This is a genomic window from Pseudomonas sp. 2835 (assembly GCF_050435905.1).
Classification (GTDB): Bacteria; Pseudomonadota; Gammaproteobacteria; order Pseudomonadales; family Pseudomonadaceae; genus Aquipseudomonas.
Genome location: NZ_JBNDLE010000003.1, coordinates 41199 through 54732, shown reverse-complemented (window position 1 = coordinate 54732; position 13534 = coordinate 41199). Strand labels below are relative to the sequence as shown.

Annotated in this window: 14 protein-coding genes; 6 read left to right on the top strand and 8 right to left on the bottom strand. The window is 63.6% G+C overall.

Annotated features, from left to right (window positions below):
* Nucleotides 1-37: 37 nt before the first annotated feature.
* The 5 genes from ABIE20_RS04345 to ABIE20_RS04325 all read right to left on the bottom strand — a co-directional run bounded on the left by ABIE20_RS04345 (nt 38) and on the right by ABIE20_RS04325 (nt 5412).
* Nucleotides 38-1069: an AbrB family transcriptional regulator gene (locus ABIE20_RS04345; protein WP_429503096.1), complete on the bottom strand. Its 1032-nt coding sequence runs from the start codon at nt 1067-1069 to the stop codon at nt 38-40.
* Nucleotides 1062-2576: a tripartite tricarboxylate transporter permease gene (locus tag ABIE20_RS04340; protein ID WP_429503095.1), complete on the bottom strand. Its 1515-nt coding sequence runs from the start codon at nt 2574-2576 to the stop codon at nt 1062-1064. Before ABIE20_RS04340 ends, ABIE20_RS04345 begins: the two co-directional genes overlap by 8 nt.
* Before the next feature lies 1 nt (nt 2577).
* Entirely contained in the window at nt 2578-3036 is a 459-nt protein-coding gene (locus tag ABIE20_RS04335; RefSeq protein ID WP_429503094.1) for a tripartite tricarboxylate transporter TctB family protein, read from the bottom strand.
* Nucleotides 3037-3107: 71 nt separating this feature from the next.
* The gene (locus ABIE20_RS04330; RefSeq protein ID WP_429503093.1) at nt 3108-4088 is read right to left on the bottom strand and encodes a Bug family tripartite tricarboxylate transporter substrate binding protein; all 981 of its coding nucleotides are present in this window, start codon (nt 4086-4088) and stop codon (nt 3108-3110) included.
* A 34-nt stretch (nt 4089-4122) separates the two neighbouring features.
* Entirely contained in the window at nt 4123-5412 is a 1290-nt protein-coding gene (locus ABIE20_RS04325; protein WP_429503092.1) for an OprD family porin, read from the bottom strand.
* Nucleotides 5413-5613: 201 nt separating this feature from the next.
* On the opposite strand from ABIE20_RS04325, the gene ABIE20_RS04320 reads away from it, so the two are divergent.
* Nucleotides 5614-6285, top strand: coding sequence for a response regulator (locus ABIE20_RS04320; protein WP_429503091.1), 672 nt, complete (start codon nt 5614-5616; stop codon nt 6283-6285).
* Nucleotides 6278-7657 carry a sensor histidine kinase gene (locus ABIE20_RS04315; RefSeq protein ID WP_429503090.1) on the top strand — a complete coding sequence of 460 codons (1380 nt, stop codon included), beginning with the start codon at nt 6278-6280 and terminating at the stop codon, nt 7655-7657. The genes ABIE20_RS04320 and ABIE20_RS04315 overlap by 8 nt, the downstream gene beginning before the upstream one ends.
* Here ABIE20_RS04315 and ABIE20_RS04310 read toward each other — a convergent pair.
* Nucleotides 7654-8460, bottom strand: coding sequence for an HDOD domain-containing protein (locus tag ABIE20_RS04310; RefSeq protein WP_429503089.1), 807 nt, complete (start codon nt 8458-8460; stop codon nt 7654-7656). The genes ABIE20_RS04315 and ABIE20_RS04310 overlap by 4 nt on opposite strands.
* Before the next feature lie 55 nt (nt 8461-8515).
* The gene (locus ABIE20_RS04305) at nt 8516-9457 is read right to left on the bottom strand and encodes a YgfZ/GcvT domain-containing protein (protein ID WP_429503088.1); all 942 of its coding nucleotides are present in this window, start codon (nt 9455-9457) and stop codon (nt 8516-8518) included.
* 165 nt (nt 9458-9622) lie between these two features.
* Between ABIE20_RS04305 and ABIE20_RS04300 the strand changes: the two genes are divergently transcribed.
* Both ABIE20_RS04300 and ABIE20_RS04295 read left to right on the top strand, forming a co-directional pair.
* On the top strand, nt 9623-9877 hold the full coding sequence (locus ABIE20_RS04300) for a succinate dehydrogenase assembly factor 2 (RefSeq protein ID WP_045185642.1): 255 nt from the start codon (nt 9623-9625) through the stop codon (nt 9875-9877).
* Nucleotides 9861-10313: a protein YgfX gene (locus ABIE20_RS04295; RefSeq protein WP_429503087.1), complete on the top strand. Its 453-nt coding sequence runs from the start codon at nt 9861-9863 to the stop codon at nt 10311-10313. Before ABIE20_RS04300 ends, ABIE20_RS04295 begins: the two co-directional genes overlap by 17 nt.
* On the opposite strand, the gene nadB is transcribed toward ABIE20_RS04295, so the two are convergent.
* Nucleotides 10282-11898, bottom strand: coding sequence for an L-aspartate oxidase (nadB, locus tag ABIE20_RS04290; RefSeq protein WP_429503085.1), 1617 nt, complete (start codon nt 11896-11898; stop codon nt 10282-10284). The genes ABIE20_RS04295 and nadB overlap by 32 nt on opposite strands.
* A 432-nt stretch (nt 11899-12330) precedes the next feature.
* On the opposite strand from nadB, the gene rpoE reads away from it, so the two are divergent.
* Both rpoE and ABIE20_RS04280 read left to right on the top strand, forming a co-directional pair.
* On the top strand, nt 12331-12912 hold the full coding sequence (rpoE, locus tag ABIE20_RS04285) for an RNA polymerase sigma factor RpoE (protein WP_010220971.1): 582 nt from the start codon (nt 12331-12333) through the stop codon (nt 12910-12912).
* A gap of 31 nt (nt 12913-12943) precedes the next feature.
* Nucleotides 12944-13534: an RseA family anti-sigma factor gene (locus ABIE20_RS04280; RefSeq protein ID WP_038999040.1), complete on the top strand. Its 591-nt coding sequence runs from the start codon at nt 12944-12946 to the stop codon at nt 13532-13534.

The window sequence follows — 13534 nt, the reverse complement described above, 5'->3', positions numbered from 1 at the left end:
TGAAAAGAGGAAGCCTTGGCTTCCTCTTTTTTTTGCTTCAGTCGCAGCGTTTGTCCCAGTGCCTGAACAACGGCTCGGCCAGAAACAGCACGAACAGCAAACGCATAACCTGCAGCGCCGTGACCAGTGGCACCGACAGTTGCAGGGTTTCGGCGGTCAGGCTCATTTCGGCGATGCCGCCGGGCATCATCCCCAGGGTCAGCGAGCGCAGGTCGAGGTTGGTCATGACGCTGAGCACGCACGCGGCCAGGCCTGCGATCAGCATGGTCAGGGCTGTGGCAATCAAGGTGCGGCCGAGAAACGACGGTGCCCGGCGAAAGAACGCGCGGTTAAAGTGGCAACCCAGGCCGCTGCCGATTAGCCATTGGCCGATCTGGCTGGCGCCATCGGGCAGGGCCACCTGCAGGTTGGCGCTGACACTGGCCACCGCCGCCACCAGCAACGGCCCGAACAGCCACGGGTTGGGTTGTTTCAAGCGCTGCCAACCCAGGGCCAGCAACACGCCCAGCGGGCAGATCACTACCAGCCAGCTCCAGTTGACGCTGCCGGCGTGGGTCAACGGCACGCCATTGCCGAGCAAAAACTTGAACAGCGCCGGCACGCACAGCACCACCGCCAGCACCCGCAAACTCTGCGCTGCCGCCACCTGGCTGAGCACCGCGCCGTTGCGGGCGCCGAGGTTGACCATCTCCCCGGAGCCACCGGGCATGCTGGAAAAGAACGCCGTGGCGCGGTCTTCACCCGTACGGCGCAGCAACCACACCCCGACCACACTGGAGACGCTGGTGATCAGCGCCCCGCAGAAGATCAGACCGAAGTTGCTCGCCACCTGTTCGACCACCGCCGGGGTAAAGTGCAGGCCGATACCGATGCCGATGATCCATTGCCCGCACTTGCGCCCGCCGGGGATCTCGCTCAATTGCCAGGGTGTCAGGCAGCGCACGAGGATGATCGCCAGCAACGAGCCGACCATCCATGGCAGCGGCCAGCCGACCCTGCTGGCGAGGTAACCGCCGGCCAGGCCGACCAGGCCGGTGGCCCAGTACAGTTTCAGGCGGCCATCAGACATCGGCCAGGGCACGGCGCTGAAGGCTGCGCTTGCGCCAGATGCGCAGCAGCGGCAGGAGCATCATGGCGATGGTCAGGGCCCAGACACTGATGCTGATCGGGCTCGACCAGAGGATATCCAGCGCGCCATTGGAGATCGACAGCGCGCGGCGCAGGTTCTGCTCCATCAACCCGCCGAGGATGAACCCCAGCAAGATTGGCGACAGCGGGAAGTCCAGCTTGCGCAGGATGTAGCCGAAGATGCCGATGCCGATCATCAGGAACAGGTCGAAGGTGGTGGCATGCACCGCGTATACACCGATCGCGGTAATGATCGCGATCACCGGCACCAGTGCCCAGTTCGGCACGGCGAGGATGCGGGTGAAGATGCGGATCATCGGGATGTTGAGGATCACCAGCATGATGTTGGCGATGAACAACGACGCGATCAGGCCCCAGACGATGTCCGGTTGCTGGGCGAACAGCATCGGCCCCGGGGTGATGTTGTACAGGGTCAGGGCGCCGATCATCACCGCGGTAGTGCCCGAGCCGGGTACGCCGAGGGTCAGCATCGGCACCAGAGCGCCGCAGCAGGAGGCGCCGATGGCGGTTTCCGGTGCGGCCAGGCCGCGCTTGTCGCCCTTGCCAAAGGTACCGCTGGCACCGGCGATACGTTTTTCGGTCATGTAGGCCACAGCGCTGGCCAGGGTTGCGCCGGCACCCGGCAGCACGCCCATGATGAAACCGAGCAGGCCGCAGCGAATGTTGACCACGAACACCGAGGCCGCCTCCTTGACGTTGAACAGCATGCGCCCGGTGGCTTTCACCGCTTCGTGGCCATGGTGGGTTTTTTCCAGCAGCAGGAGGATCTCGCTGATGGAGAACAGGCCCAGCACCAGCACCACAAACTGAATGCCGTCGGCCAGGTGCACGCTGTCACCGGTGAAGCGGTACACGCCGCTGTTGGCGTCGATGCCGACACTGGAAAGAAACAGCCCGATCAGCGCGGCGATGAAGGTTTTCAATGGCCGATCGCCGGCCATGCCGCCGAGACAGACAATGGCAAACACCATCAGTACGAAGTACTCCGCCGGGCCGAAGGCGATCGCCCATTTCGCCAATAGCGGCGCGAACAGCACCATGCCGCAGGTGGCGATAAAGGCGCCGATGAACGAACTCCAGGCCGACAGCGACAGCGCCACCCCGGCCAGGCCCTGGCGGGCCATGGGATAGCCGTCGAGGGTGGTCATCACCGTCGAGGCTTCACCGGGGATGTTGAGCAGGATCGAGCTGATCCGCCCGCCATATTCGCAGCCCAGGTACACCGCTGCCAGCAGGATCAGCGCCGACTCCGGCGGCAGGCCCAGGGCGAAGGCAATCGGAATCAGCAGCGCCACGCCGTTGATCGGGCCCAGGCCCGGTAGCAGGCCGACCACGGTGCCGATCAGGGTGCCGGCGAGGGCGGTGACCAGATTGTAGGGGCTCAGGGCGACGCCGAAGCCCTGGCCGAGATAACCAAGCGTATCCATGTCAGTTCTCCAGAACGTCGAGCAGGCCGAGGGGCAGGGGCACATCCATCACGCGGTCGAACAGCCAGTACAGGGCGATGCTCATCAGGCCGATGATCACCACGCTGGGCAGCCAGCGCCCGCCATACAGGCGCGCCATCGGTACGCCGATAAGAATGCTGCTGACAATGAAACCCAGCGGCTCGAAGGTAGCGGCGAAGACCAGCAGCAAGGCGACGCACAGGCCGATCTTGATCAGGGTTTCGCGGTCCAGTTCAGGTTCGTCGTCCTTGTGCACGATCGGCGTGGGGCGAAAAGCCAGGTACAGCAAGCCTGCAGCCATCAGGCCGAGCATCAGCAAGGGGTAGGCGCGAGGGCCGACCGGTTCGTAGGAAAAGGCTGCCTGGTAGGGCCAGGCCATGACGGCCAGCGCGGCGCACAGCGCCAGCAAAAACAGGGCGAAGAGGCGTTGCAGGATCATTGGGGAATCCTCTATTCGCGGGGCAAGTGGGAGCGGGCTTGCCCCGCGATGCAGTCCGAAAGGTTGGAGGCTTACTGAATCAAGCCAAATTCCTTGGCCAGGGCTTTGTAGTCAGCCACCTGCTTCTTCACGTAGGTGTCCAGCTCGGCACCGGTCATGGCGAAGGGGAACAGCTCGCGCTGGTCGCGCAGCTTGGCGAACTCTTCGGAGGCCAGCAGCTTGTCGAACGAGGCTTTCCACCAGTCGTACTCTTCATCGGTCACTTTTGGCCCGAGGTAGAAACCGCGCACCACCGGCCAGACGATGTCGTAGCCTTGTTCCTTGGCGGTGGGGATGTCCTTCATTTCCGGCTCGTCCAGGCGGGTTTCGGCAAACACCGCAAGCAGGCGCATGTCACCGCTCTGGATGTGCGGCATGGAGTCGGAGATGTCGGTACTGCCGACCTGAATGTGCCCACCGAGCAGCGCCGTAGCGATTTCGCCGCCGCCTTCCAGGGCTACATAGCGCAGGTCGCGCGGGTTGATCCCGGCGGCCTTGGCGATCAGCGCGGTCTGCATCCAGTCCTGGCTGCCGACGGTGCCGCCGGAGCCGATCACCACCTTGCTCGGGTCTTTTTTCAGCGCCGCGACCAGGTCGTCGAGGGTTTTGTAGGGCGAATCGTTTTTCACCGCGATGGCACCGTAGCTGGTGCCCACCGCCGCCAGCCAGCGCACGGCGTTCTCGTCGAAACGGCCGAACTTGCCCTGGGCCAGGTTCAACAGCGAACCACTGGACCAGGCCACCAGGGTGCCGGCATCGGCCGGACGCTGGGCGACCACCGCGTTATAGGCCACCGCGCCGACACCGCCGGGCATGTAGGTGACGCGCATCGGCTTGCTGAGGATCTTTTCGTTGACCAGGGCGCTTTGCACCAGTTTGCAGGTCAGGTCGAAACCGCCGCCGGGCGAAGCCGGGGCGATGCATTCAGGGCGTTTCGGTTCGCCCGCCAGAACGTTGCCGGCCAGCAGCAGGCAACCGGTGGCGAGGGCAATGCGGCGCAGTGAAAAAGTCATCGTGTCTCTCCGTGAACGTTATTGTTATCAGGGATTACCACAGCGCAAGGCTGTAACTCACCAGCAGTCGCACTTCGTCGGCATCGCGGGCGAAGTTGGAACGGAAGGTGGCGTTGCGCAGGCGCACGGCGACGTTTTTCAGGGCGCCACTTTGCACCACGTACTTGAACTCGGTGTTGCGTTCCCACTCCTTGCCCTCGCCACCGTTGGCCAGGCTGACATTATCGCCGCTGATGTAGCGGGTCATGAAGGTCAGGCCGGGGATGCCGAGCTTGCTGAAGTCATAGTCGTAGCGCGCTTGCCAGGAGCGCTCGTCGGCACCGGCGAAGTCGTTGATCTGCACGAAGTTGACCAGGTACGGGTCGGCGCCATCGACATAGGGGAACGCGGTGTCGCCGGACAGATGCTGGTAGCCGGCGCTGAGCTTGTGGCCGTTGAGGCCGTAGCTGAGCATACCGTTGAGCGCGGTGTTGTCGATGTTGCCGCCGCGGGCCTGGCCCTGGTCGTCACTGAAGGCCATGCGCAGGTCGGCGCCGAAGGTGCCCGGGCCCCACGGCTGGGAGGCAATCAAGCCGACGAAGTGCTGGCGGTAGACATCATCGAGCTGGGCCCAGTGGTAGCTGCCGGTGATCTTGTCGGTGAATTTGTAGTCCAGGCCGGCCATGTCGAAATGGTTGCCGGCGACGGTGCCGAGAAAGCGGCTGTTCTTGTTGTTGAGGGCGATGTCCTCGTTGTCGGTGCTGTCGCGGTCGCGGGCTTTTTCCAGGCGCCCGCCGGTAAAGGTCAGGTTCTTGATCTCGCCCGAGGTCAGCAGGCCGCCCTCGAAGGTCTGCGGCAGGATGCGCCCGTCGTTGGGCTGCAGGGTTGGCAGCTCCGGGATCAGCGTGCCGATCTTGAGTTCGGTTTCGGAGATTTTCACCTTGCCGGTCAGGCCGAGCTTGGAATACTCGTCGGCGGCGCGGCCATCGTCGTGGGTTGGCAGCAGGCCGGTGCCGGTGCGGTCGGGGCTGGAGTCGAGCTTGATACCGAGCATCCCCAGGGCATCCAGGCCGAAGCCTACAGTACCGTCGGTATAGCCTGACTCGAAATTGAGCATGAAGCCTTGGGCCCATTCGTCACGCTTGGATTGCTGGGCGCTGGTGCCATCGCGAAAGTCGCGGTTGAAATACATGTTGCGGGTTTCAAAGCTCGCCTTGCTGTCATCAAAGAAGGCGGCCTGGCTCAACGGGGCAACGCCGGCAAGGGCGAGGGCGCTGGCAACTGCGGTCTGGCGGGAAGGTAGACGTCGGGTAGGCGCGTACGCCTGCGGCTGCATGGACAGCATCGTGGAGTGACTCCGTTATTGTTCTTATTAGTTCGGACCTTGGGTCCGGTTTTACGGCAAGCAGAGTGAGCCGTGAGAGGATGCTAGGGCGTGAACCTTTCGCTAACCTTTCAGCAGCTTTTGATTGCTGCGAAGGCTTCACAGGCGGGCTGTCGGCTGTACACTCCGCGCCATTGAACGCGACGCAAAGGGGAGAAATCGATGCGTGTGCTGCTCGTCGAAGACCATCTGCAACTGGCCGAAAGCGTGGCCCAGGCCCTGAAAAGCACCGGCCTGACCGTGGATGTACTGCATGATGGCGTGGCTGCCGACCTGGCCCTGGCCAGCGAGGAATACGCCGTGGCGGTGCTCGATGTCGGCCTGCCGCGCATGGACGGCTTCGAGGTACTGGCGCGCTTGCGGGCCCGCGGCAAGACCGTGCCGGTACTGATGCTGACCGCGCGCAGCGACGTCAAGGACCGGGTTCATGGCCTCAACCTGGGCGCCGACGATTACCTGGCCAAGCCGTTCGAGCTGACCGAGCTTGAGGCGCGGGTCAAGGCCCTGCTGCGCCGTAGCGTGCTCGGAGGTGAGCGTCAGCAGCGCTGCGGGCCGCTGGTCTATGACCTCGATACCCGGCGCTTCAGCCTCGGCGAAGAACTGCTGACCCTGACCTCCCGCGAGCAGGCTGTGCTCGAAGCACTGATTGCGCGGCCCGGGCGGGTGATGAGCAAGGAGCAACTGGCCGCCCAAGTGTTCGGCCTGGATGAAGAAGCCAGTGCCGATGCCATCGAGATCTACGTGCACCGCTTGCGCAAGAAGCTCGATGGCCAAGCCGTGGCCATCGTCACCTTCAGGGGGCTCGGCTACCTGCTCGAGCACAAAGATGCGTGAAAGCCACAGCCTGCGCGGGCGGCTGCTGTGGAACCTGGCGATCCTGCTGGTGGTGCTGATGCTGGCCAGCGGCCTGAGCGCCTACTGGAACGGCCGCGAAGCCGCCGACACGGCCTACGACCGTACCTTGCTGGCCTCGGCGCGGACCATTGCCGCCGGCCTGTCGCAGCGCGACGGCACCCTCAGCGCCGACGTGCCCTATGTGGCGCTGGACACCTTCGCTTACGACAGCGCCGGGCGTATCTACTACCAGGTCAACGACATTCACCAGCGCTTGATCTCCGGCTACGAAAACCTCCCGGCGCCACCGCCCAATACCCCGCGCACCGACGACTATCCGGCCCTGGCGCGCTTCTACAACGCTCGCTACCTGGGCCAGGATGTGCGCGTGGTCAGCCTGCTCAAGGCGGTCAGCGAGCCGAACATGAACGGCATGGCCGAAATCCGCGTGGCCGAAACCGAAGAGGCGCGGGTGCGCATGGCCCGTAGCCTGATGGCCGATACCCTGCTGCGCCTGGGCATGCTCGCCCTCGGTGCGCTGATGCTGGTGTGGTTTGCCGTCAGCGCTGCCTTGCGCCCGCTGGAGCGCTTGCGCAGCGCCGTGGAAGAGCGCCAGCCCGATGACCTGCGGGCCTTGCCGGTGGTCCAGGTGCAGCGCGAGCTGAGTCCGCTGGTACGCGCCCTCAACCACTTTACCGAACGCTTGCGCGGCCAGTTCGAACGCCAGGCGCAATTCATTGCCGAGGCCGCCCATGAACTGCGCACGCCGCTTGCGGCGCTCAAGGCGCGGGTCGAGCTGGGCTTGCGCTCGAACGATCCGCAGGTCTGGCGCGAAACCCTGGAGTCCGCCGCACAAGGTACCGATCGCCTGACTCATCTGGCCAATCAGTTGCTGTCACTGGCGCGGGTCGAAAACGGCGCCCGGGCGATTGCCGAAGGCGGCGCGCAATTGCTCGACCTGAGCCAATTGGCCCGTGAACTGGGCATGGCCATGGCGCCGCTGGCCCATGCGCGCGGCGTGGCCCTGGCGCTGGAGACCGAGGGGCCGGTGTGGGTACGCGGCGAGCCGACGCTGCTCAATGAACTGCTGAGCAACCTGGTCGATAACGCGATGGCGTATACGCCCAAGGGCGGCGATGTGATTTTGCGTGTGGTTGAACCGGGCATTCTCGAAGTCGAAGACGACGGCCCCGGGATTCCTGAACACGAGCGCGAAAAGGTCTTCGAGCGCTTCTACCGGCGCGGCGCCCAGGGCACCGGCCTGGGCCTGGCGATTGTCGGCGAGATCTGCCGCGCGCACCTGGCGCAGATCAGCCTGCACGATGGTGAGCGCGGCGGCTTGAAGGTGCGGGTCAGCTTCAGCGCTGACTAGTGGAACATCGCCTTGGCATTGAGCAGGTCGCTGGCCTGCAGTTCGGTACCGGTGGGCAGGCCGAGGTGCCGGTAGGCGGGCAGGGCGGCCAGCGGCCGTTCCTTGCTGTTGCTGCTGAGCACCTGGGCGATCTGCACGATGTCGACGTAGTCGACCTTGTCGGTGCCGCGGTCCAGGTCCTGGATCAGCCCGGGCAGGTGCACCAGTTGCTCAGGAAACTCCCAGACGCTGAGGATCTTGTCACCCAGTGCCGGGTGAATCTGTTCGATCACGTAGTTCAGGCTGACCGGGTCGGAAAGCAGCTCATTGTGCTCTTCGGCATACAGCAGGATCGGCAGCGCGCCAATCTGATGAACCAGCCCGGCGAGCGCCGCCTGGTCCGGCTTGAGCTGGGTGAAGCGCAGGCACAGCTCATAGCTGATGCCCGCCACTTCCAGACTTTTCGCCCAGATCTCACGCATCTTCTGTTCTACGACATCGGAGCGGGCATGGAAGATCTGCTCGATCACCAGGCCAATCGCCAGGTTGCAGCTGTAGTTGATGCCCAGGCGGGTGATGGCTGTGTGCAGGTCGGTGACCTCGGTGGCGGCGCGTAGCAAGGGGCTGTTGACCACCTTGATCAGGCGTGCCGACAACGCCGCATCGCGGCCGATCACCTTGCTCAGGGTGCTGACGCTGATCTCGCTGTCTTCGGCGGCTTCGCGAATGCTCAAGGCCACTTCCGGCAGGGTTGGCAGCACCAGGTCATCGTTGTCGATGGCGCTCAGCAGGTGGGCCTGGATCATCTCGGCCATCTTGTTCATGGTGGTTCTCTACCGCAATTGACGAGTGCCCCGCCCGTCACGGGCGGGAACAGGCTCAGCGCTGGATTTCGCGGTCGCGGTCCAGTTCGTAAGGAAGCGTCAGCAGTTCCAGGCGCGGGCCTTCGGCGCTGCCCAGGTGCAGGTTGTTGTCTGCAACCGCATCAGCGGTCAGTACGGCCAGCAGTTCGCTGCCCTGTTCGCTGCGGGCGGCCAGCACCACTTCACCAACGGAGGAGCTGTGGGTCGGCGAGAATATTTCAGTGCCGGGTTCCGGCAGGCTGCCGTCGGCCAGGGCCACGCGGTACTGGCGGCGCTTGAGCTTGCCCAGGTACTGCATGCGCGCGACGATTTCCTGGCCGGTGTAGCAGCCCTTCTTGAAGCTCACGCCACCCACGGCCTGCAAGTTGATCATCTGCGGGATGAACAGCTCGCGGGTCTGCAACATGACCTGGCCGATACCGGCGCGGATCTGCCCAAGCAGCCAGTCGTTGAGGTCGGCCTCGGCCAGCTGTGTCGCCAGTTGCGCTTGCACCGCCGGGGCCTGCTCGGCAGGTACCCACAACTCCACACGCCCGACCGAAACGGCTATGGCGATCAGGCCGTTGTGACGGGTGACGGCGTCGGTTTGCGCCGGTACTTCCAGACCCAGGGCCTGCAGCGCGGCTTCACCGTCGTGCAGGCCGAACCGCACCCAGGCGGCGCTGTCGTCGGTCAGCTTGGCCTTGGAGAACACCGCGTACTTCTTAAGGTCCGCCAGTTGCGGTTCGAGCAGTTCGCGGGTCATCGCCAGCAGGTAGCCATCGCCCTCGGGGAGGATGCGAAAGCTCGACTGCATGCGGCCCTTGACCATGCAGCGGGCGCCGAGGCTGGCGGTATGGTCGTTGAGGTAACTGATGTTGCAGGTCAACTGGCCTTGCAGGAACTTGCCGGCGTCCGAGCCGCGGACGGCGAGAACGCCTTCGTGGGAAAGGGTGCAGAAAAAAGCGGAATCGGCCATGGTTTATCGCAAGGTGATAGGTCTGGGGGCCATGATAGAGCGCTGTCGGCAAAATAGGTAGTTGAGTGCAGTCCTCTGTCATTATTTGCTCACATCTGCGGACCAACGTCGCGTGTCCCCCGGGCGCTGGCTCTGTATACTGGCGGCCTATTTTTGGAGGGCTTCATGGTCGAACAAATTGAACTCAACAAGCTCTTTTGGCACAGCCGCCGTGGCATGCTCGAGCTGGACGTGTTGCTGGTTCCTTTCAGCCAGGACGTTTTTCCAACCCTGAGCCCGGAAGACCGGGAACTGTACTGGCGCTTGCTCGGCTGCGAAGACCAGGACATGTTCGGCTGGTTCATGGAGCGCAGCGAGTCCGAAGACCCGGAGCTGCAACGCATGGTTCGCATCATCCTGGACCGTGTCCAGCCCAAGTGAGCGCTTCGAATGCCGCTGGCAGGGCTCAAGGGCCCTGCTGGCGGCGTACCTGGCCAGCCTGCTGCTGGCCTTGCTGGCCCTGAGCCTGCTGCAGGTGCCCCTGTGGTTGCGCCTGACGGCCATTGCCTTGTGCCTGCTGCACGGCGCCTGGGTCATTCCCCGGCGCATCCTGCTGACCCACCCCAACGCCATTACCGCCCTGCGCCGCGATGCCCACGGCTGGCAGTTGTTCAGCCGCGCCCAGGGCTGGCAGGCGGTGCAGCTCAAGCCCGACAGCCTGGCTTTGCCCGGCTGTGTGGTGCTGCGCTTTCGCCGGGCCGGGCGGCGTTTCAGCGAGGGGCAGTGCATCGCCTTCGACGCGCTGGAACCGGTGCAGCACCGGCGCCTGCGTTTGCGCCTGAAGTTCAGTCGGCGTAGGTGGGCGGCTGCAGGATAGTGTCGCGGGCTTCACCGAGCATGCCCGGGTAATCCAGGGTGTAATGCAGGCCGCGGCTTTCCTTGCGCTGCATGGCCGAGCGGATCATCAGTTCGGCAACCTGGGCCAGGTTGCGCAATTCGATCAGGTCGCGGCTGACCTTGTAGTTGCTGTAGAACTCGTCGATTTCATCGAGCAGCAGGCGTACCCGGTGTTCGGCGCGCTGCAGGCGCTTGTTGGTGCGCACGATACCCACGTAGTCCCACATGAAGCGCCGCAGTTCATCCCAGTTGTGGGCGATGATCACGTCCTCGTCCGAATCGGTCACCTGGCTGGCATCCCAGCACGGCAGCGCCTGGGGCATTGCAGTCTGGTCCAGGCGGGCGACGATGTCGTTGGCAGCCGAACGCCCGTATACGAAACATTCGAGCAGCGAATTGCTGGCCATGCGATTGGCGCCATGCAGGCCGGTAAAGCTGGTTTCGCCGATGGCGTACAGGCTCGGCACGTCGGTCAGGCCTTGCTCGTCGACCATCACTCCGCCGCAGGTGTAATGGGCGGCCGGTACTACCGGGATCGGCTGGCGGGTAATGTCGATGCCGAAAGTCAGGCAGCGTTCATAAACGGTGGGGAAGTGGCTTTTGACGAACTCGGCCGGCTTGTGGCTGATGTCCAGGTAGACGCAGTCCACCCCCAGGCGCTTCATTTCATGGTCGATGGCGCGGGCGACGATATCGCGCGGGGCCAGTTCTTCGCGCGGGTCAAAGCGCGGCATGAAGCGCTCGCCATTGGGCAGCTTGAGCAGGCCGCCTTCGCCGCGCAGGGCTTCGGTGATCAGAAAACTCTTGGCCTGCGGGTGGTACAGGCAGGTCGGGTGGAACTGGTTGAACTCAAGGTTGGCCACCCGGCAACCGGCGCGCCAGGCCATGGCGATGCCATCGCCGCAGGCGCCGTCGGGGTTGCTGGTGTACAGGTAGACCTTGGCCGCACCGCCGGTCGCCAGCACGGTAAAGCGCGCGCCGAAGGTGTCGACTTCGCCGGTATTGCGGTCCAGGACGTAAGCCCCGAGGCAGCGATCACCGTCCTGGCCCAGGCGCCGCTCGGTGATCAGGTCGACCGCCACGCGTTGCTCCAGCAGTTCAATGTTCGGTCGCAGTCGCGCTTGCGCCAGCAAGGTGGTGAAGATTGCCGCGCCGGTGGCATCAGCGGCGTGGATGATGCGCCGGTGGCTGTGGCCGCCTTCGCGGGTCAGGTGGAACTCAAAGCCGCTTTCTTCATCACCGGCGTGTTCGTCGCGGGTAAAGGGCACGCCCTGGTCGATCAGCCACTGGATCGCTTCGCGGCTATGCTCAACGGTGAAGCGTACGGCGTCTTCGTGACACAGGCCGCCGCCGGCATTGAGGGTGTCTTCGACGTGGGACTGCACTGTGTCGGTGTCGTCCAGCACCGCGGCCACGCCGCCCTGGGCCCAGAAGGTCGAGCCATTGGCGAGGTCGCCCTTGCTGAGCACGGCGATGCGCAGGTGCGTGGGGAGGGTCAGGGCCAGGCTGAGGCCGGCGGCGCCGCTGCCGATCACGAGAACATCATGTTGGAATTGTTGGCTCATGTCAGGACACTAGTATCTGAAGGGGGGGATCGGCACAATAGTCAGGCGCTTATGGCATTGTGAAACTATCGTGAATCTGGACCGGCTGCCTTTATAGCAGCCCCAAGGCCCTGATTTCCAATGGCGCTTGCGCAGTCCAGGCAGCCTTTTGTGGGAACTTTCCGTGATGTACGGATATCCATAGAAGGATGCCCGCACGCCACAATGCCGCGGCGACGCATGGCAGGTGCCCCTTGAAGGCACTGTTTGCGTATTCGAGACCCGATTATCGACGCAGCCGGCCGTGACCGCGCTGCGTTTTTCGTGCGAGCCGACCAAGGGCCGCAGGAAACTTGCTTGGAGGGGAGAACTTTTGCGAAAAGCCCGAGTCTATGGTTGCAAGCCTGAACGATGGCTGGTGCAACGCTCCTTCGAGTTCACTGAGGAGTGTTCATGCTAACCCAGGAAGAGGATCAGCAGCTTGTCGAGCGCGTGCAGCGTGGCGACAGGCGAGCTTTCGATCTGTTGGTGCTGAAGTATCAGCACAAGATTCTCGGGTTGATCGTGCGTTTTGTACACGACACCCATGAAGCCCAGGATGTGGCGCAGGAAGCTTTCATCAAGGCTTACCGGGCGCTTGGTAATTTTCGCGGTGACAGCGCTTTTTATACCTGGCTGTACCGCATTGCCATCAACACGGCAAAAAACTATCTGGTGTCTCGCGGTAGGCGGCCACCAGACAGCGATGTGAGTTCCGAGGATGCGGAATTTTACGACGGCGATCATGGCCTCAAGGATCTGGAGTCCCCCGAGCGCGCGTTGTTGCGAGATGAGATCGAAGGCACCGTCCATCGGACCATCCAGCAACTGCCAGAAGATTTACGTACAGCGTTAACTTTACGTGAATTCGATGGTCTGAGTTACGAGGACATTGCGAGCGTCATGCAGTGTCCGGTGGGTACCGTGCGCTCTCGAATCTTCCGCGCTCGGGAGGCCATAGACAAAGCCCTGCAGCCGTTGTTGCAGGAAACCTGAGACAGCGGCGACAGCCAAGAGAGGAACCGCCATGAGTCGTGAAGCTTTGCAGGAATCGCTGTCCGCGGTGATGGATAACGAAGCGGACGAACTGGAATTACGTCGGGTATTGAATGCCGTCGATGATCCCGAAACCCGTGCCACCTGGTCGCGTTACCAGGTAGCCCGTGCAGCCATGCACAAGGAACTGGTACTGCCACAGCTGGATATCGCTTCGGCCGTATCCGCAGCCCTGGCCGACGAAGCCGCTCCCGCCAAAGTCTCCCGTGGACCATGGCGCAGCCTGGGCCGCCTGGCCGTTGCCGCTTCGGTGACTGTCGCGGTACTGGCCGGTGTACGTCTGTACAACCAGGATGAAATCAGCGGTGCCCAGCTGGCTGCCCAGCAACCGGCCCAGCAAGGCTTGAGCTTGCCACAAGCACAGGGCCCGGCCGTATTGGCAGGCTATAGTGAAAGTGCAGAACAGCCAGGCCCGATGGCCAATGGCGTGCTGCAAGGGCAAACCGGCTGGCACGACCAGCGTCTGCCTGGCTACCTGCGTCAGCATGCTCAGGAAGCAGCCCTGAAGGGTACTGAGAGCGCTCTGCCGTATGCACGTGCAGCCAGCCTGGAAAATCGCTAA